Raw genomic sequence first — 18,801 nt, 5'->3', positions numbered from 1 at the left:
ATGTCTCCTTCCTGTGTTTTGACGGCGGTCGTCAGATGGTCACTTCCACACTGCGCCCAGCGAAGCAGTACTGCCCCGGCTGAAGCGCACCTTTCCAGTCCACGCGCACGCGCACGGTGACCACTTTCACCGGCAACTGCCGGCGCGCGATCTCGGGCGGCGGGGCGGCCACGTATTGGCCTACGGTCACGCGTCCCGTGCCCGAGCGGATGGTTTCGATCACGCCGGTCCAGCGGCGCGAATCCTGCGAGAGCCGAACTTGGGCGTGCGCGCCGACCTTGAGATCGCGCACGTCCGATTCGTCGAAGAACGCGTCCACCCAAACGTCGTTGCAGTCGATCAACTGCATGATCGGCGAGCCGGCGGTGAGCGCTTCGCCGCTCTGGGCGTCGAGCGACCACACGACGCTTTGTCTATCGGACGCGACGCTCGCCAACCGTTGGTGCTCGAGTTCGGCTTCGACGCGTGCGAGTTCCTGCTGCGTTGCCGCGCCGAGCGTCGTCGTTTCCGCGCGCTGCTGCTTCAGATCGACGAGTTCGAGCTCCAACTGACGATTGCGCTGCTCGGGTTCGCTCAAGGCCCGCGGCCCATCGAGTTGCAGGCCCGCACGGGCTGCCGCGTAGCTCACCTTGGTCTGATCGACGAGCGCGCGTTGCGCATCGGCTTGCGCGAGATTCGCGCGCGCCGTGGCGAGACTGCGCTCGTAGCCGGCGCGGCTCAAATAGCCCTTTTCGAACAGCGTCGAAGCACGGCGCATATCGGATTCGGCCAGCGCCGAAAGCGCATCGAGCCGAGCCTGCTCCGCGTGCGCCTGTTGAATTTGCGCGCCGGCATAGCGCGACTGAAGCGATTGCTGGTCGCGGCTTTCGCCGCGATAAAGCGCTTGTTGCCGCTCGCGATCGGCGATGCGCAAATCCAGGCTCTGCCCGCGCTGAGCGAGATCCGCGCTTTGCACTTTCAGCTGCTGCTCGAGGATGCGCAGTTCGGACACTCGCGGGTTCGACAAATCGCCCGATACCTGGCCGAGCACCTGTCCGTTCTTGACGGCATCGCCCACATTCACGCCCGATGCGAACGACAGCGTCCCCGCGATCGGCGCGCGCAGTACGATCACGCTCGCATTGACGAACGCCTGCTTGCTCGTGGGGCGCTTGAGCCACAACCACGCGCCGAGCACCACCACGACAATGCCGACGATGACGGGCGCCGCCCGCTTCCAATCGGTGCGCATCGTGTCCGCGCGCACCGTCGCCAACTTCTCGCGCAGCATCGCTCTGGTCTCCCCGTTCACGCTCGTTGGCCCCCGTGGCGTCGAATGCGATCAGCGCTCGTAGCGCGCCGTGAGCGTTGCGCTGCCGATGCTGTGCGCGTGAATCAGAAACCGCGAGATGGCATTGGGCGTCGCCGCATCGACGCCGAGCTTGTCGACCGACAGCGCGTGCACCGTGAACACATAGCGATGCGCGCCCGCTCCAGGCGGAGGGCATGCGCCGCCGAAGCCTTGAAAGCCGTAATCGTTCGCGCTTTGGATCGCACCGGCCGGCAGTTCGGCGCCGCCGACCACGCCGGCGTTGCGTTGCAGCGCGTGCGTGTCGGGCGAGATATCGAAGACGACCCAATGCCAAAAGCCGCTGCCCGTGGGCGCATCCGGATCGTAGAGCGTGACTGCGAAGCTGCGCGTGCCTTCCGGCGCACCGCTCCACGCCAGCTCTGGCGAGCGGTTCGCCCCGTTGCCGCCGAAATCGTTGTACTCGTGTGCTTTGGAGAGTTCGCCCTGGTCGGTGAATTCCGGCGACGTCAGCGTGAAGGTGGCCATGCGCATTTCCCGTTCGTTCGATCGTGTTCGTGACCCAGCCGCGGCCATAGCCCAAAGCACGCTATTTGACGCGGCCCGCTGTGTTGCTACATGGGAAAGGACGATAGCATGGCGACCCTTGATTCATGGACAATGCTTTCGATATCTCATTATTGTTTCCACCGGAGAACAACTGTACGCCGATGGAGTCAACGCGCCGAAGCGCTTTTGGGGCGGCCCTTCTGCGCTACATTCGGCATCGCGTGCAGGCCGCACGTGCGCTACAGAGGATGCCGGATCCATGACAAGAAGAAGCTCCAAGGCAACGCTCACGCAAATCGCACTGATCGCCGCCAGCCTGTTCGCCGGCACGGCCGGGGCAACCGATTTGCTCGGCGCATGGCAGGACGCCCAAGGCTCCGATCCGGGCTTCGCCGCCGCTCGCGCACAGCAGCGCGCGAGCGATGAGGCGCTGCCGCAGGCGCGCGCGGCGCTGCTGCCGCATGTGCAAGCGGCGGTCGGCACCGCATCGAACTGGGGTCGCGGCTTCTCGGATCTTGGTCCGCAGCAGTACACGAGCAACGGCTACGCCGCCTCGCTCGTGCTGCCGGTTTTCCATTGGGGCGACTGGGAGAATCTCGACATCGGCAAACTCAAGGTCGCGCGCGGCGACGTCGCCTTCGAAAGAGCGCGGCAAGACCTGATGCTCGACGTGGCGCGCGCCTATTTCGACGTACTCGAAGCACAGGACACGCTGCGCTTCACGAACGCTCACGAGGCGTCCCTCGATGAACAGCTGAAAAACGCTCAAGCTGCGTTCGATGCGGGAACACAGACGGTGGTCGACGTCGACCAGGCCCGCGCGGCGCATGACCTCGCCCGCGCCGATCAGGCGTCCGCTAGATCGGACTATCAGATCCGCCTCGCGCGGCTGAACAAACTCGTGGGTCATCCGGCCGACGCGCTGGCCGCGCTGCCCGACGGCGCGCAACTGCCCCCCGTGACCGACATCGATCAATGGATCTCGCTGGCCGAGCAGCAAAACCTCGACGTAGCGAGCGGCCGAATCGACAGCGAAATCGCGCGCAAGGAAACGCGCCAGGCTCGCGCCGCCAGTTTGCCGACCGTCGACCTCGTGGCGAATTTCAATCACAGCAGTCAGGCCAGCTCGCGCTACATGTACGCCCCTTCGATCGACAGCGGCAGCGGCCTCGGGGTGACGGGCGGCGCGGGCAACTCGTGGGTGGTGGGCGTGCAGATCACGATCCCGATCTCGACGGGCGGTGCGGTGCAAAGCCGCAAGCGCGAAACGCTCGCGCTCGAGGACAAGGCGGCGAGCGCATTGCAGAACGCCCGAGAAAACGCCGTGCTCGACGTGCGCCAGAAGTATCTCGCGCTGCTCAACGGGATGGACCGCATTCATGCGCTGCAATCGGCGGTGACGTCGAGCCGCACGTCCACCGGATCGGCGCGCACCGCCTATGACATCGGCGATCGCACCAGCACCGACGTGGTGATTGCCGAGGATCGGCAGTACGCGTCGCAATCGGCGTTGAGCCGCGCCCGCTACGACTACCTGATTCAGCGCCTGGAGCTGGCGCGAATCGCCGGGCAGTTGAACGAAGACGAGCTTGCGCAAGTGAACGCGCTGCTGCGCGAACCGCAGGGGAGCGAGAAGCGGGACGAGAAAGCGAGCGAGACGAAGAAGGCAAAGGGCACGCTGTAACGATGTAAAGCTGTAGCGATGTAAAGCTGTCACCCTGTCGCGCCGCAATGCAAAAGCGCACGGGCCGCTTGAGCGGCCCGCGTTCAAAGCCTACGATCGACGACCGCTCAAGCCTCGGCCGTCTCGCGCGCCGGAATCTTCCCTACCGCACGCGCGTAAGCGAACAACCCGCCGGCTTCGACGATGTTCGCCAACTCGCCCACCGGCTCGATCGCCGCATCGGGCACGCCGTTTTCGCATCGCACGACCTGTTCGTCTACCGCGATCTCTACGATATCGCCGGTCTTGACCTGATCGCACAGGCGCACGTTGGAGACGACCGGCAGCAATTGCCCTGTCGACACACAGTTGCGGAAGAAGATCCGCGCATACGACTGCGCGACGACCGCGCGCACGCCGGCCGCGCCGAGCGTCACGACGGCATGCTCGCGCGACGAGCCGCAGCCGAAATTCTGTCCGGCGATGACGATCGTATAGGGCGACTTGCCGAGCGCCGGATCGATGAACGGCAGCGAACCTTCGGGCAGGCCGCACATCGCGAGCGTCGCGAGCTGGGCATAGCCTTCCGGGCTGGACGGGTTGATCTTCAGGTATTCGGCCGTGAGAATCTGATCGGTATCGATGTTGTCGCCGAGCACGTAGGCGACGCCGCGAATGGTCTTTGCGCTCATGAAATCAGCTCACAAGTAGACGTTGGGATTGACGAGACGGCCGGCGACCGCGGCGGCGGCCACGGTGTAGGGCGAGCCCAGATAGATGTTGGCGCGCTTGTTGCCCATGCGGCCGACGAAGTTGCGGTTGGTCGTCGACGCGACCGAGATCGGCTCGTTCACGCGGCCGAACGTATCGGCGGGACCGCCGCAGCATGCGGCGCAGCTCGGCTCCGACGACAGCGCGACGCCGGCGTCGGTGAAGATCGAGTACACCGATGCGCCGTCGACCTCGGTCGTTACGATCCCGTGAAAAACGTCCTTCGTGGCCGGCACGGCGAACGTCGGCACCGTCACCTTGCGGCCTTTGAGAATCTTCGCCGCGGCGATAAAGTCTTCGAGCTTGCCGCCCGTGCACGAACCGATGTAGGCCTGCTCGATGCGCGTGTCGGCCACGCTATCGACCCCGTCGACGTTGTCCGGCGAATGCGGCTTTGCGACGAGCGGCTGCATCTTCGACACGTCGATGTCGAGCACGCGCACATATTCCGCGTCGGCGTCGGGCGTCATCACCTCGTAGGGGATGTCGGTGCGCGTGGCGAGGTAGTCGATCGTCGCCTGGTTGGGCACCATGATGCCGTTCTTCGCGCCGCACTCGACCACCATGTTGCACAGGGTCATGCGTTCCTCGACCGAAAGCGCATCGACCACCGCGCCGCCGAATTCGATCGCTTGATAGGTCGCGCCGTCGATCGTCAATTCGCCGAGCACGGCGAGAATGAGATCCTTCGCGAGCACGTGCGGCGGCAATTCGCCGTGAAAGTTCACGCGAATGGTCGAAGGCACCTTGAGCGGAATCTCGCCCGTGCCGAGCGCGAACGCCGCATCCGTAATGCCGAGGCCGACCGAGAACGTACCGAACGCACCCGAGGTGACGGTATGCGAATCGGTGCCGAGCAACACCTCGCCCGGACGGTTGTGCCCGCCTTCGGCCAGGCCGATATGGCAGACGCCCTTGTAGCGCGGCGTGCCCACGTCGTAGAAGTACTTGATCTGCTGCTCGCGCGCGAACTCGCGCATTACGCGCACGTTCTGATTGGCGAGCACGTCGGCCGTATAGATGAAGTGATCGGGAATCATCACGAAACGCGTGGGATCCCACACGCGCGCGTCGGCGCCGAACTCCTTCTTGAAGATGCTGATCACGCCCGGCGAACAAGGATCGTGAGACATCAGCACGTCCACCTTCGCCCAGATCACCTCGCCCGGCGTCACGCGGCTGCGTCCGCTGGCTTTCGCCAATACCTTCTGGCTCAAGGTCTGTCCCATTCGTTTGCTCCTTCCTTGTCTGTGGGCGTTGTCTTCGAAACGGGGGCCCACTTCGACCGCGTGTGGACCGCATTGAGCCAAATTAACACGACACCCCACAAATCAGAACAAATCGTTTATATTCTGCTCGTTTGTTTCTATGGGGAAACGAAGTGAAACAACTCGATCAACTCTCGTCGATGGCGATCTTCGCGAAAATCGTCGACACCATGAGCTACACCGAGGCGGCGAAGCTGCTCGGGTTGTCGAAATCGGCGGTCAGCAAGGAAATCAACCGGCTCGAGACGGGGCTGGGCGTGACGCTGCTCAAGCGCACCACGCGCAAGATCGAGGTGACTGAAATCGGCCGCACCTACTACGAGTACTGTGCGCGGCTCTTGGCCGAGGTGCGCGGCGCCGATGCCTTCGTGCGGCAGTATCACGAAGAGCCTATCGGCAACCTGCGCGTGGTGGCGCCGATGACGTTCGGCAATCGCGCCGTGCTGCCGGCGCTGTGTCGTTTCATCGCCAACAACATCCATGTGCAGGTCGATCTCGAGCTGACCGATCGCGTCGTCGATCTGAACGAGCAGAACGTCGATGTGGCCATCGTCATCAGCCGCGACAAGCCCGAGCAGGCCACGGTGCAGCGGCTCGCGGCGATTCATTGGGGTATCTATGCGTCGCCGGCGTATATCGCGTCGAATCCGCCGGTGCAGCGTCCCGAGGATCTGAGCCGGCATGGGTTCCTGCTGTTCGGCGGGCCCGCGCATACGACCGCGCTTCAGTTTTGTCACGGCAAGCGGCAGCTGGAAACGCGCGTGCGCTGCGTGCTGCGCTCGAACAACAGCGTCGCGCTGCTCAATGCGGCGATCGAAGGCATCGGTATCGCGTATCTGCCGCGCTACGTCGCGCGCGAAGCCACGGCGGCGGGACAGTTGCAGCAGTTGCTGCCGAGCTGGAGTTCGGAGACGCGCGTCGCTTATGCGGCCTATCGCGACGATCGGTATTTGTCGCCGCGCGTGAGGATGTTCGTGCAGGAACTCGCGCGGGATTTTGCGAAGGATACGGATATGTTCGGGGGGTGTGGTGAGGCGGATGGGGATTAGCGATGCAGCCGATGCCGCGGGGCTTTCATCGCCACGACTGGCTGTCGCGTCCCACGCTACTGTTCCGCCAACTGCAAGCTCGCTACGGCGACGGTCAAACGAACCGACTGCGCCTCGAGATGCTGCGCGGCCGCCGAATGCGCTTCGACGAGGGTCGCGTTTTGCTGCGTCACTTCGTCGAGTTGCGCGACCGCTTGGTTCACCTGTCCAATGCCCGTGCTTTGTTCGCCGGTGGCTGCGGTGATTTGATCGATGATCGCCGTGACGCGCTGAACGCTGTCGACCATCTCGTGCATCGTCGCGCCCGCGCCCGACGCGAGCCGCGCGCCGGACGTCACCTTGCTCGCCGCGTCATGGATTAATTGCTTGATTTCCTTGGCCGCTTGCGTGCAGCGCTGCGCCAGAGAGCGAACCTCCGCCGCCACGACCGCGAACCCTCTCCCTTGCGCGCCAGCCCGGGCGGCTTCGACGGCCGCATTGAGCGCCAAGATGTTGGTTTGCGAAGCGATGCCCTCGATCATGCCGACGATATCGACGATGCGCTTCGACGATTCGGAGATCGCTTCCATGGTCAAGACCACCTCGTCGACAGCGGCGCCGCCACGCATCGCCACGTGAGACGCGGCCTCGGCAAGCGCGCTGGCCTGGGTCGCCAACTCGGCCGATTGCATCACCGTGCCATAGATTTCCTGCATGGAGGCGGCCGTTTGCTGCAGCGACGACGCCGCATACTCCGTCCGCGCCGAGAGATTCTGCGTCCCGCCCGCAATTTCGCCGGCAACGTCCTTCACTGCCCCACTGCTGTCGCGGATTTGCACGAGCACCACGTTCATCTTGTCCACGAACAAATTGAACGACCGCGCGATTGCCGCCACTTCGTCATTGCCGGTCGCCGGCAGGCGCACCGACGGCGCACCGTTGCCGGACCCGATCTGCTGCATGGCGTCGCGCACTTGGGAGAGCCGCTTGAACGGCCGCGCAGTCAGCGCCGCGATCAACAGGGCCGCGATAGAGGCCACGATCACCAGGCTCGACCACTCCGTCGCCGCCAGCGCATGCAGACCCGCCATTGCTTCGGATTCGTCGAGCGCAATGACGAGTCGCCATCCCGTCCCGTCGATTGCTCGCACCTGGACCAGTTTTCGAGCTCCCCCGATCTCGATCGCCATCGGCTTCGCCCCATCGGAAAGACGATCGATCGCCTCGGTTGTCAGGGACGGCGACAATGCGGCGACGCTCTTCAAATTCAGTCCTGCGTCGGGGTGAGCGATGATCACGCCTCGGTCGTCGACGACGAAAGCGAAACTGGCCGGCGTGGGATGAATCTCATTGACGGTCGCGCTGATCACATCCAACGGCACGTCAGCCGCGATCACGCATTTCAACGCGCCATTCTCGAAGATCGGCCTCGAAAACGTAATGACGAGCCTACGCGAGAGTTCGGTCAAGTACGGCCGAGTCAGCGAGAGCTTACCCGCTTCGAGTGCCCGTTGATAGAACGGGCGCGTGGTCGGATCGGTCGTCGGCAACGGGACTGTTTTTCCTAACCTGGAACTCGAAAGCAGTCGCTTATCGGGAAACCCCACGTAGAACGCCGCGAAATTTCCGCTCTGCTTCATTTGTGGAAGAAACACCGCAGGGTCGCCGTCGAGTTGAGCCGAGCTCACCGACGACATGATGGCCGATTTCGCCGCTAACCAATCGCTGATGGCGCGTGCCTGCCCCGCCGACACCGCCGCCAAATTTTGGTCGATGCTCCTTTCGTTGTACGCGCGAGCCACGAAGTAGTTAATGACACCGGTAATGGCCAACGCCGCCATGACGATCGCCACGCAAGTAGCGAGTATTCTGGTTCGTATCGATGCAAGCATGGGAAGTCCTGACAGGGCAACGTTGGCCGTCTTTCGCTTAGAACTTCGAACGAATGCCGACGCGCACCGCCAGCTGATTTCGATTCGCCGATGCGGTCAAACCGCTGATCGATGCGACCGCGGGCACGATTGTCGTACCGGATGTCGACAACGTATCGCCCAGGGCGCGCTGATATACCCCAACGGCATAGAGATCCGTACGTTTGGAAAGGAAGTAGTCGATCCCCACGGACGCCTGGTGATACTGCGCGGCCGAGCGGCCTTGGAGCTGGCCGCCGCGCGTATAGTCGTATGCGGTTCCGAGCAACAGCGCCGGCGTGGCTCGATACAGCAGGCTTACCTCGCCGTTGTTGAACGTTGCCGTTTGCCCAGCGAAGGGCGATGCATACGACGAGCCGAGCGATGCAAATTTAATGTTCGAATACGTTGCGCCGATCGTTGCCGCGCCCAGTTGGTACGAACCGCCGGCGCCGATGACCTGATACGTGTTCGCCGAGCCGTAGCCCGCGTAGACCGGAGAGGTCACGTTCGAGGTCGTCGCCGACACGGTCCCCGCCGTACTGTTTCCAAAAAAGCTAACGTTCGGATTGCGCACGTTCAAATAGCCGACGCCCAGCGTGAGCGGGCCGTTCGTGTAGCCCGCGCCCAGCGAGTAGATCTGGTTGCGCCCCGGTTGACCGGCGATTCCGCCCAAACTGTACAGCCCGCCAAACGTTAGACCGCGATAGCTTGCGCTTTTGAATTTGATCGCGTTATTGACGCGATAACTGTTGTTGAAGTTGTCGATATCGCCGGTATGAGCGGTGATGCTTCCGCCGAACTGATCGCCGAATTCGAGGCGGCCGACGTAATCGACCACAGAGTCGTACTGGCGACCGAGGGTGACGGCGCCAAAGTCGCCCGACAGGCCGACATAGGCCTGCCGCCCGAACTCAAGGCCGCCTTGGCCCAGCTTGCCCGTACTCGGATCGAAGCCGTTCTCGATAACGAAGATCGCTTTAAGATTTCCGCCGAGATCTTCCGTGCCGCGCAGGCCCCAACGATTGCCCTGCATGTTTCCGCTCGACATGCTGTACAAATGTTTGCCGCCCGAGTTCGAGACGAACCCGAGGCCCTCGTCCAAAATGCCGTACAAGGTCACGTTACTTTGAGCGTACGCCCCGCACGAAGCGGCGCTCAACGCCGCGATCAAAGCCAACCGACTTCTCATCAAGATGTCTCCTAACCGAAAGGGTTTTGTGAATTGGAGTTGCAGATCGACCGGCGCCACACGCCTGTCTTTTTATTAGTAGTACTAAGCGAACGGGTAATGCGACACCCGTTCGATTCGCGGCCCAAGATAGGGCGCGCAAATTTCGCTGTCAAAGTCCGTTATTCGCGTGGGTCATTCCGAGGAGTTATACGGTGGGGCGCGGCGTGCCGTATCACGCGAACGTGGCTTCGGCGTCGGCCACAAAATGCCCCGGAGCCACCGAGCGCATGACGACCTCCACCGGCTGGTAGTCCACGCCGCGCACTCGGCTCGGCATCTCGTCGATCATGGGTGCTTCAATTGGCTTACGTTTCCCCGGATCGGCGAGCGGCACCGCCGCCAACAGCCTTTTCGTATACGGATGGCTGGGCGTTTCGAATACTTGACGCCGGCTCCCGAGTTCGACGATGCGTCCTTGATACATGACCGCCACGCGATGACTCAAGCGCTCGACGACGGCCAGATCGTGCGAAATGAACAGAAAGGCGATCCCTAGGTCCCGTTGCAGCTCCTGCATCAGATTGACGATTTGAGCTTGGATCGATACGTCGAGCGCCGACACCGATTCGTCGGCCACGACGAGCTTCGGCGACAAGGCAAGCGCCCGCGCGATGCAAATGCGCTGACGTTGTCCCCCTGAAAACTCGTGCGGGTATCGTCGAGCATGGCCCGCCGATAGCCCGACGCGCTCAAGCAGCGCCCCTACTCGGTTGCGCGCGGCTCCCCCGTTGGCGATCCCGTGCACGACCAGCGGCTCCAGCAAGGTGTCCTCGATGTTTCGCCGAGGATCGAGCGACGCGTACGGGTCTTGGAAGACCATCTGGATATCGCGCTTCAACGCCTTGCGCGCCGCGCCACGCAGCTCCCGGATGTCCCGGCCTTCGAACTCGATCGTCCCGCCTTGAACCTCGAGCAGCCCGGCCACGGCCCGCGCGGTCGTGGACTTTCCGCAGCCCGACTCGCCCACCAGCGCGAGCGTCTCGCCCGCGAAGACGTCGAAGTCGACCTTCTCCACCGCATGCACGCGGTGTTGCACCTTCCCCAGTACGCCCCCGCGCAAATCGTAGCGGCTGACGAGCCCCCGAACCCGCAACAGAGGGGAACTCGCATAGTTGGGCGCGACCGATTGCGGCCCCGGTCTGGCCTCCGACTGTCCATCCTCGCATTCGGCGAGCGGAAATCGAGCGGGGAGATCGGTTCCGCTCATCGCACCTAGCCGCGGCACCGCAGCCAACAGCGCGCGCGTATAAGCATGCCGAGGCGCGTAAAACACTTCGGCGGTAGGCCCGCGCTCCACCGTATCGCCCTTGCGCATCACCAAAACGTCGTCGGCCACTTGCGCCACCACCCCCATGTCATGCGTGATGAAGATGACGCCCATGTCCAGATCGTCTTGCAACGAGCGGACGATCTGCAGAATTTGCGCTTGCACCGTTACATCGAGTGCCGTCGTCGGTTCGTCCGCGATCAAGAGCGTGGGCTCGCAGACGAGCGCCATGGCAATCATCACCCGCTGCCGCATCCCCCCGGACAGCTGATGCGGATAGCGGCCCATCACTTGGCGCGCATCGGGGATGCGCACGAGGTCGAGCATCCGTAGCGCCTGCGCTTGGGCGGTCCGGCGATCGACGCATCGATGCAATCGGATCGATTCCACGATCTGCGCGCCCACTTTGAACACCGGGTTCAGCGATGTCATCGGCTCCTGAAAGATCATCGCCACCGCCGATCCGCGCAACCGGCGCAGTAGCGCCTGCGGCGCGCGAACCATATCGACCACGCCATGTGTTCTCGTACGCAGTTCAACGTCGCCCGACACGATGCGCCCGCCGCCGAGTTCGATCAGCCGCATCAACGCCAGCGACGTGACCGATTTTCCGGAGCCCGATTCGCCCACGATTGCGAGGGTCCGCCCGCGCTCCAATTCAAAAGATACGTCGCGCACGAGCGGCGGCGCGTTGCGATCGCCGTCAAAGGCCACGCTCAGGTTCCGCACGCGGACAACCGAATTCTCGTTCATGCCGGGCTCCGTCATGCCGCAATTCGCGCAGTCGCGCGGTCGAGCTCCGCCTGTGCGAGCGCGATTCTGCGCCGCGCCGATTCGACCCACTGGCAGTCCGCCGCCCGCTCGGCTTGCGCGAGCCTCGACAACCGATCCACCTCGGCGGGACAAACGCTTCCGGACGTCACGCGCGTTTCGACGAACCGACGCGGGTCGAGCGCCTCTCGAACAAGCCTGTCGCTCAACCCCAACACCGTCCCCACGGTCTCGAGCGCCGCTTGATCGAGCGCCTCGCCCGTCACCTCCTTGGGCCCGATGCCAGCGCTCAAACTATTTCTGACCACTCGCGCCACGATGTGGTGAACTTGTCGGAACGGCAAGCCCCGCTCTCGCACGATGACGTCCGCAAGATTGCTGGCCGTACACCAGCTTCCCGCCAGCGACGCCGACATGCGGTCGTCATGCACGATCAATGTTTCCATCACTCCGGCGAACAGATCCAGCATGCCTTCGGTGGTCTCCAACGCGCTGTGGATAAGCGGCAGATCGCGCATGGCTTGATCGCCGGTGCCTTCGCAACGGAACGTCGCCAGGGCCGTCGCCAACCAAGTCACGGCTTCGCCGGCTGCCTTCTTGATGGTTTCGAGCGCGGCCGGATTCTTCTTCTGAGGAAAGATGCTGCTCGTGCCGCAGTAGCTGTCGTCGCTCTCGACGAGCCCGAACTCGGTGCTGGACCACAAGTGAAGGTCCGTTGCGAGATCGTTGAGATCGGCCATGACGAACGAGAGTGCGCCTATCGCATCGGCCGCATACCATGCCTCGCGGCCGAGCTTCGAGTTCTCGAGGATGGCGTCGAAGCCCAACAAGGCAGTCGTGCGGGCGCGATTGAGCGGCCATGACGTACCGGCCAGCCCGACGGCGCCGAGCGGGTTGCGGTTCACGCGGGCATACGCTTGCGCGAGCCGGTCGAAGCTGTCGTGCAGCCGCGTGCTGAAGCTAAGGAGATAGTGGCCGAATACCCACGGCTGCGCATGCTGCATATGCGTGTAGCCGGGCATGATCGTTCGGGCATGTCGTACGGCCTGATCGACAATCGCCGAACGAAAAGTGTTGAGGCGGTCCATCACATCCAGCATTCGGTTGCGCTCGTACAGACGCCGCACCGTGGCGCCCTGGTCGATGCGGCTGCGCCCCGTGTGCATCCGGCCCGCGAAATCCTCGCCGATCGCGCCGAGTAGATACGACTCGACCTGCAGAAGGAAGCTGCCCTTTCGGACGTCCGTCGGAAAGTCGTCCGGCCGCATGGTCTTCAACTGCAGCAGTTGGCGAAGGATCGCACGGCCGGCCGCCCTTCCGATGATTCCTTCTTCGACGAGCATCGACGTATGCGCAAGGTCGACGGCGACGAACTCGTTGAACTGACACTTCTCGCGTTCGAGCGCCGGGATATCGTGGTATCGGACCAGGCGCTCGGCCGCCGGCGCGCTCAACCGCGCTTCGGTCAACAGCATTTCGTTTTCCATGGCTTGTGTATTCATCGGTTTTTCAATGGTTCAGTTTCGCGCGGTTGAAGTCGACGGTCCCATCGTCGTAGACGGCCACGCCTCGCACGTTCTTTCGCATTCCGAACAACTGCACTTCGTCGAACAGCGGGATCGCGTTGGGCGCTTCCTCCCAAACGATGCGCTCGATCGCCGCGTAGTCGCTCATACGCCGGTCGTAGTCCATTTCAGTCGAAGCCTGCTTGAGCAAGCGGTCGACCTCGGGATTGCTATAGCCCGTGAGGTTCGACGGATCTCCGGAAGAAAGCTTGCGTCTGAGCCGGATGTCGGCATTCGTGATCCCTGTCCCGAGCAACCACATGTTTGCGTCGTCCGAACCCTTTCCCGTGCCGTTTCCGGGGTTGGGACGGTACAAGGTCTTCTGATACGAGGCCCATTCCCACACCTTGAACTCCGTCTTCAGCCCTACCGCGTTCAGATAGCCTTGGACGACCTCGGCAACCTCACGGTCCTTCGTATAGCGGCCCGACGACGTCCAGATGACGATCGTCCCCGGATAGCCGTGCGGATACGCTTCCTTGATGAGCTTGCGGGCCGCCTCCGGATCGAACCGAATCGGTTGAAATACCCGCCTGCCCTGCACACCGGCCGGGAATGGACCGCTCGGCACCTTGCCGTAGCCCATCAACACTTTGTCGACAATGGCTTGCCTATCGATGGCCAGGTCCACGGCGCGTCGCATGCGCACATCGTCGAACGGAGGCTTGGCGACGTTCAATTCGAAAAAGACTTGGAAAGAACTCGGCGCCTCGACCAGGACGACCTCGCTATCGCGCTGCAGCTGCGATGCGGATTCAGGAGACAGATCGCCCGCGACATCGGCGTTTCCGGTCTTCACTTCGATCACGCGCGCCCAGTCCTCGGGAACAGGCCGGAATACGAGCGTCTCCGGCTCGGAAGGAACGCCGTAGTACCCTGGGTTGCGCCTGATAACGGCGCGGTCGCTGGGCACCCAGCTCACGAACTCGTAGGGCCCCGTCCCGACCGGATGATGTCCGTATGCGCGTCCGTATTTGCGTATCGCGGCGGGGCTGCTGATCGCGGACCACTGCTCCGCTAGAATTTCCAGCAGCGTCGGCGACGGATGCTTCGTCGTGATTTGCACGACGAGATTCGACGGTGTCGTGACCGATTCAATCGCGGCATAGTAGGACCGATTGGGCGAACCCAGTTTCGGATCACGAACGCGATCGAGATTGAATTTCACTGCCTGCGCATCCAATGCCGTGCCGTCCTGAAAAGTGACATTGCTGCGCAGCTTGAATGTCCATGTCCTGCCGTCGGGCGACGTCGACCAGGACTGTGCGAGATCGGGCACGATCTTCTTCATGTCCGGCCCGTTCCAGGCGACGAGGCGATCGAAAAGGTGGGCAATGACGATTTGCGCCGTCGTACTGCGCGTAACGGCCGGGTCGAGTGTGTCCAGACCGGTGCCTTGCACATAGGTGAGCGTGCCCGACGCTTGTGCCGAACGAATCGCCGCTAGGCTCAATGCCGCGACAATCAGGGCTCGACGGACGAAGTCGCGCGGCCGTCCAATGCACTGCGGGTTCATGCGATGTCTTCCTTCCTGATGACTGAAATTGGGCTCTTCGGCCCTCTCGTTAGCGCGGCGCCGCCCGCGCGACAATGTGCGGGATCTAGCAGTGCTTTCGCGCTTTGGGATCGACGTAGTCGCGCAATGCATCGCCGAGCAGGTTCAAGCTGAGGATGAGAACGAACAAGGCCCCGCCCGGCGCGATGAGAACGAATGGGTGAATGACCAGCAGTGGGCGCGCTTGCGCGATCATCGCGCCCCACTCCGGGACGGGCGGGGGCGGCCCCAAGCCCAGAAAGCTGAGCCCCGAGCCGATCAAGATCGCTTCGGCGAGCGAGACGGTAGCCTGCACGATGATCAGCGACCCCACGTTCGGCAAGATGTGTGAAACCAGCAATCCCATGTCGCTTACGCCGATCGAGCGCGACGCGAGCACGAACTCGCGCTGTTTCAACGCTTTCACCGGGCCGGCGAAAAACCGTACGTAGATCGGAATCGTGGAGATAGCGATCGCCAACGTCAGACTCAAAACACTGTTCCCGGCCAAGGTGATCACGACGATCGCCACTAAGGTACGGGGAAACGCAATCATGAAGTCCGTCAATCGCATCACGATCCCCGGCACGACGCCGGCGTAGTACCCGCACGCTGCGCCGAGCAGCACACCCACGACAACCGCGATGGCAACGCTTGCAAAGGCCACGGTAAGCGTGATGCGCGCACCCCAGAGCACACGGCCCAGCAAATCGCGACCGAGCTGATCCGTGCCCAGCCAATGCGCGGCATTCGGCGCAACGAGCGCTTTGGCCAAGTCGACGCGCGTCACGGCATTCCAATCGAACAACCAGGGCGCGGCTAGCGCCGCCAGTGCGATCGCGCAAACGACGAAGAATGCCGCGAACGCGCACCATCTCTTTCCGGACAGCAAGAAGCGGATGAACCCGAAGCGCGGGCCGCGCCCCGTCGGCGCGCTCGCCTCAAGCGTAGGCGATGCGAGGGTCGATGATTCCATATGCAAGATCCACAATCAGATTGACGAGTACGACGAGGGCGGCAAATACGAGCAGCGTCCCTTGCACCACATAGATGTCGCGCGCCATGATGGCGTCGATCATGTATCGCCCCATGCCGGGCCAGGCAAAAACGGTTTCCACGATGACCGCGCCGCCGAGCAGACGACCGAAGTCCATGCCGAAAACCGTCACCAACGGAATCGACGCGTTCGCCAGCGCGTGTTTGAAGACGACCTTGTAGCGAGGCACGCCTTTGGCATACGCGGTGCGGATATAGTCCTCGCTCAGGACATCCAGCATGGTCGAGCGAGCAAGGCGCGAGAACGTGGCGACGTAGGGCAGGCCCAAGGTAAAGGCCGGCATGATCAGATGGGCGACGCCCCCCCGCCCGTCCGGCGGCAGCCAGCCCAGCGTCGCCGCGAAAAGCAGCATCAGCAGCAAGCCGAGGAAGAAGCCCGGCATCGAGACGCCCAGGACGGCTAACGCCGTCATCGACGTGTCCATGGCGCCCCGCGGCCTCATCGCGGCCGCGACGCCTAGCGGCACGCCCAGCGCGACCGCCAGCAACATGCTCGTCGCGGTCAACTCCAGCGTGGCGGGCAGCGTGCGCGCAATTTCTTCGCTGACCGGCGTATAGGTCTGAAATGAATCGCCCAGATCGCCATGCACAAGTTTGCGCAGGTATATGGAGTACTGCGTCGTCAGCGGACGATCGAGCCCGTAGTTTTCGCGGATCTGCCGCACGTCGGCCTCGGTCGCATCCGGGCCGGCCGCGAGCCGCGCCGGGTCGCCCGGAATGAAATGAAGAATCAGAAATACCGAAACCGAGACCCCGAACAACAGAAACGGCAACAGCAAGATGCGTCGTATAGCGTAGTTCAGCAAAGCGACTCCCGTTTACCGAGGAGGCCTCGCGCCGACTGCCCGCGAGACCCATGATGTCAACACGATGAATGGTTGCGCTCCGATATTCAGAACGCAAACCCACATCGAGTTTGACGCACATAACAAAATGTTATGCTTGCGCCCATCCGCTACCCCTTCTCTTGTGGTGCCTGCCATGCAAATGAATCCGCGCCAACTCGAAGCGTTTCGCAAGGTCATGGTCACGGGCAGCATGACCATTGCCGCGGAAATGCTGAGGATCAGCCAGCCGGCCGTGAGCCGGCTCATCAAGGACTTGGAGCAATCGTTAGGCTTACGGCTGTTTCGTCGGGAGGGCAACCGTTTGATGCCGGGCGAGGAAGCGCGGCGGCTGTTCAGCGAGGTCGATCGCTTTTATCAAGGGATCGAGCGGATCGAACGCGTGGCGCTCGATTTGAAAACGCTGCGCACGGGTACGTTGCGCATCGCGGCCATGTATGCGCTCGGCCTTAGCGTGGTAACCGAAGGCGTGCGCCGCTTTTGCGCGGACCGGCCCGGCGTCGCCACGACGCTCTCGATGCAACCTTCGCTCAGCATTCTCGAAATGACCGCGGCCAATCAGGTCGACATCGGCTTCGTTCAGATCGCAGGCACCGACTACCCAGGCGTCGAAATCATTCCGTTTCCGCCGGTGCAAGCGGTCTGCGTCGTGCCGAGCGCTCACCCGCTCGCACGCAAAAAGTTCATCAGGCTTGCCGACCTGCAAGGACAGTCTTTGATTTCCCTCAGCCCGAACAGTCCCATCCGCATGCGCCTGGAGATGGCCATGGAGGCGGCGGGGGTGACATGCCAACGCCCCGTGGAAACCACCCTGTCGCATTCGGCTTGCCGAATGGTCGCCGGCGGCCTCGGCGTCACGGTATGCGATCCCTTCTCCGCTACCTACATTCGGTATCCCGGGACGGTATGCCGCCGGCTGGAACCGGCCATTTCATATGAGGTGGCCATGGTCATTCCCGCCCACCAGCCGCGTTCGCGGATCGTCACCGACTTCATGCAGGTCATACAAGAGCTGCTTAAGCGAGAGTACCTTCCTCGCATTGCCGAGCAGATCAGTCAAGGCAAAAAGGCCTCCGCCGCGAAAGCGTGATGCCGCATGCGGAAATGGGCCGCGCAGCTAAGGCGCTTTACGAAGCCCCCGACATCTCCCGCACGACCTCGTCCGCCACGTTCCGAACCTCTTGAAAGAACGCATCGACGAGCGCGGAATTTTGCGAAGCCGGCATCCGGCAAAGCTGAAAGCGAAAATGCACTTCCGGCTCGAAGCGGCGCAGGACGATGCGGTCCTGCATACCGCCGGCAAAAAGCGGATGAATCAACGACACCCCCAGACCTTCCGCGACGAATTCGCAAACGCTCGGGGCGTTGTCGGTTTCGAGCACGACGTTCAGCCGCACGTTGTGATCTTCGAATACGGTTTCCACCAACTGGCGCGTTTGGCTCATGAAAAAGAACGTGACGAAGGGCGCATTGTCCAAATCGCGCGGGCGGATGACCTTCTTCTTGCACAGAGGATGCGAGGGCGGCAGCGCGCAGACGAGCGCATGCTCCATCAGCGGTTCGCGCGAGATGTACGTGTTGTCGACCAAGCCGTTTACAAGCCCGAGGTCGAGCTGACGCGTCACAAGCCACTCGGTCACGATTTGCGAACTGCGCGAGTGAATCGCTACCGTGACCTCGGGGTGCGTCTTCAAAAATTTGAGCGTCACCCGCCGGATGAACGCGCCGCCCAGCGCCGGCAGCGTGCCGACCGTCAAGTGGCTCTGCTCGTCCCGCCGAATCGATTCGATGGCCTGTTCGAGTTGCCGCAAGCCGGCGAAGATTCGATCGATCTCGCCGTACAGCCGCATGCCTTGGCGAGTGGGCGCCAGCTTGCCTCGCACGCGATCGAACAAGGTCAAGCCGGAGTCTTCCTCCAAATGCGTCAGCATCTTGCTGACCGCCGGCTGCGAGATATAGAGGATTTCGGCGGCGCGGCTCACGGTGCCTTGTTCGATAACGGCTTTGAACGCCTCGATTTGCCGCAGATTCACCTGACGCTTCATGCCGTCA

General features: G+C 62.8%; 15 protein-coding genes. 3 read left to right on the top strand and 12 right to left on the bottom strand.

Annotated features, from left to right (window positions below):
- Positions 1 to 31: 31 nt before the first annotated feature.
- Positions 32 to 1,291, bottom strand: a complete 1,260-nt coding sequence (locus ACTHNR_RS04870; protein WP_440546387.1) for an HlyD family secretion protein — start codon at positions 1,289 to 1,291, stop codon at positions 32 to 34.
- Positions 1,292 to 1,321: 30 nt separating this feature from the next.
- Positions 1,322 to 1,816 carry a YbhB/YbcL family Raf kinase inhibitor-like protein gene (locus ACTHNR_RS04865; RefSeq protein WP_440546427.1) on the bottom strand — a complete coding sequence of 165 codons (495 nt, stop codon included), beginning with the start codon at positions 1,814 to 1,816 and terminating at the stop codon, positions 1,322 to 1,324.
- 280 nt (positions 1,817 to 2,096) lie between these two features.
- Here ACTHNR_RS04865 and ACTHNR_RS04860 point away from each other — a divergent pair, with 280 nt between their 5' ends.
- Positions 2,097 to 3,521, top strand: a complete 1,425-nt coding sequence (locus ACTHNR_RS04860; protein WP_440546386.1) for a TolC family outer membrane protein — start codon at positions 2,097 to 2,099, stop codon at positions 3,519 to 3,521.
- A 107-nt stretch (positions 3,522 to 3,628) separates the two neighbouring features.
- On the opposite strand, the gene ACTHNR_RS04855 is transcribed toward ACTHNR_RS04860, so the two are convergent.
- On the bottom strand, positions 3,629 to 4,192 hold the full coding sequence (locus tag ACTHNR_RS04855; protein ID WP_440546385.1) for a LeuD/DmdB family oxidoreductase small subunit: 564 nt from the start codon (positions 4,190 to 4,192) through the stop codon (positions 3,629 to 3,631).
- 9 nt (positions 4,193 to 4,201) lie between these two features.
- The gene (locus ACTHNR_RS04850; protein ID WP_440546384.1) at positions 4,202 to 5,500 is read right to left on the bottom strand and encodes a 3-isopropylmalate dehydratase large subunit; all 1,299 of its coding nucleotides are present in this window, start codon (positions 5,498 to 5,500) and stop codon (positions 4,202 to 4,204) included.
- Between the two features lie 152 nt (positions 5,501 to 5,652).
- Here ACTHNR_RS04850 and ACTHNR_RS04845 point away from each other — a divergent pair, with 152 nt between their 5' ends.
- Positions 5,653 to 6,588 carry a LysR family transcriptional regulator gene (locus ACTHNR_RS04845; protein WP_440546383.1) on the top strand — a complete coding sequence of 312 codons (936 nt, stop codon included), beginning with the start codon at positions 5,653 to 5,655 and terminating at the stop codon, positions 6,586 to 6,588.
- A gap of 56 nt (positions 6,589 to 6,644) precedes the next feature.
- Here ACTHNR_RS04845 and ACTHNR_RS04840 read toward each other — a convergent pair whose 3' ends face one another.
- The 7 genes from ACTHNR_RS04840 to ACTHNR_RS04810 form a co-directional block, all read right to left on the bottom strand.
- A complete protein-coding gene (locus tag ACTHNR_RS04840; protein WP_440546382.1) occupies positions 6,645 to 8,459 on the bottom strand; it encodes a methyl-accepting chemotaxis protein in 1,815 nt (604 codons plus the stop codon).
- A 37-nt stretch (positions 8,460 to 8,496) separates the two neighbouring features.
- Positions 8,497 to 9,669: a porin gene (locus tag ACTHNR_RS04835; RefSeq protein WP_440546381.1), complete on the bottom strand. Its 1,173-nt coding sequence runs from the start codon at positions 9,667 to 9,669 to the stop codon at positions 8,497 to 8,499.
- Between the two features lie 214 nt (positions 9,670 to 9,883).
- Positions 9,884 to 11,731, bottom strand: a complete 1,848-nt coding sequence (locus tag ACTHNR_RS04830) for a dipeptide ABC transporter ATP-binding protein (RefSeq protein WP_440546380.1) — start codon at positions 11,729 to 11,731, stop codon at positions 9,884 to 9,886.
- A gap of 11 nt (positions 11,732 to 11,742) precedes the next feature.
- The gene (argH, locus tag ACTHNR_RS04825) at positions 11,743 to 13,251 is read right to left on the bottom strand and encodes an argininosuccinate lyase (RefSeq protein ID WP_440546378.1); all 1,509 of its coding nucleotides are present in this window, start codon (positions 13,249 to 13,251) and stop codon (positions 11,743 to 11,745) included.
- Positions 13,252 to 13,258: 7 nt separating this feature from the next.
- Complete coding sequence (locus tag ACTHNR_RS04820; protein ID WP_440546377.1) at positions 13,259 to 14,830, bottom strand: ABC transporter substrate-binding protein; 1,572 nt, start codon at positions 14,828 to 14,830, stop codon at positions 13,259 to 13,261.
- Positions 14,831 to 14,915: 85 nt separating this feature from the next.
- A complete protein-coding gene (locus tag ACTHNR_RS04815) occupies positions 14,916 to 15,824 on the bottom strand; it encodes an ABC transporter permease (RefSeq protein ID WP_440546376.1) in 909 nt (302 codons plus the stop codon).
- The gene (locus ACTHNR_RS04810) at positions 15,790 to 16,710 is read right to left on the bottom strand and encodes an ABC transporter permease (protein WP_440546375.1); all 921 of its coding nucleotides are present in this window, start codon (positions 16,708 to 16,710) and stop codon (positions 15,790 to 15,792) included. The genes ACTHNR_RS04815 and ACTHNR_RS04810 overlap by 35 nt, the downstream gene beginning before the upstream one ends.
- 175 nt (positions 16,711 to 16,885) lie before the next feature.
- On the opposite strand from ACTHNR_RS04810, the gene ACTHNR_RS04805 reads away from it, so the two are divergent.
- Positions 16,886 to 17,839, top strand: a complete 954-nt coding sequence (locus tag ACTHNR_RS04805; RefSeq protein WP_440546374.1) for a LysR substrate-binding domain-containing protein — start codon at positions 16,886 to 16,888, stop codon at positions 17,837 to 17,839.
- 37 nt (positions 17,840 to 17,876) lie between these two features.
- Here ACTHNR_RS04805 and ACTHNR_RS04800 read toward each other — a convergent pair whose 3' ends face one another.
- Positions 17,877 to 18,794: a LysR substrate-binding domain-containing protein gene (locus ACTHNR_RS04800; protein ID WP_440546373.1), complete on the bottom strand. Its 918-nt coding sequence runs from the start codon at positions 18,792 to 18,794 to the stop codon at positions 17,877 to 17,879.
- Between the last annotated feature and the right edge of the window lie 7 nt (positions 18,795 to 18,801).

It is taken from the genome of Trinickia sp. (assembly GCF_051954495.1).
Classification (GTDB): domain Bacteria; phylum Pseudomonadota; class Gammaproteobacteria; order Burkholderiales; family Burkholderiaceae; genus Trinickia.
Note: the sequence above shows the minus strand (reverse complement) of the source record. Positions and strands in the feature narration are given on the sequence as shown.

Coding starts and splice junctions, on each gene's coding strand:
- ACTHNR_RS04865 (WP_440546427.1), bottom strand. CDS start 1,816: ATGGCCACCTTCACGCTGACGTCGCCGGAATTCACCGACCAGGGCGAA.
- ACTHNR_RS04860 (WP_440546386.1), top strand. CDS start 2,097: ATGACAAGAAGAAGCTCCAAGGCAACGCTCACGCAAATCGCACTGATC.
- ACTHNR_RS04855 (WP_440546385.1), bottom strand. CDS start 4,192: ATGAGCGCAAAGACCATTCGCGGCGTCGCCTACGTGCTCGGCGACAAC.
- ACTHNR_RS04850 (WP_440546384.1), bottom strand. CDS start 5,500: ATGGGACAGACCTTGAGCCAGAAGGTATTGGCGAAAGCCAGCGGACGC.
- ACTHNR_RS04840 (WP_440546382.1), bottom strand. CDS start 8,459: ATGCTTGCATCGATACGAACCAGAATACTCGCTACTTGCGTGGCGATC.
- ACTHNR_RS04835 (WP_440546381.1), bottom strand. CDS start 9,669: ATGAGAAGTCGGTTGGCTTTGATCGCGGCGTTGAGCGCCGCTTCGTGC.
- ACTHNR_RS04830 (WP_440546380.1), bottom strand. CDS start 11,731: ATGAACGAGAATTCGGTTGTCCGCGTGCGGAACCTGAGCGTGGCCTTT.
- argH (WP_440546378.1), bottom strand. CDS start 13,251: ATGAATACACAAGCCATGGAAAACGAAATGCTGTTGACCGAAGCGCGG.
- ACTHNR_RS04820 (WP_440546377.1), bottom strand. CDS start 14,830: ATGAACCCGCAGTGCATTGGACGGCCGCGCGACTTCGTCCGTCGAGCC.
- ACTHNR_RS04815 (WP_440546376.1), bottom strand. CDS start 15,824: ATGGAATCATCGACCCTCGCATCGCCTACGCTTGAGGCGAGCGCGCCG.
- ACTHNR_RS04805 (WP_440546374.1), top strand. CDS start 16,886: ATGCAAATGAATCCGCGCCAACTCGAAGCGTTTCGCAAGGTCATGGTC.
- ACTHNR_RS04800 (WP_440546373.1), bottom strand. CDS start 18,794: ATGAAGCGTCAGGTGAATCTGCGGCAAATCGAGGCGTTCAAAGCCGTT.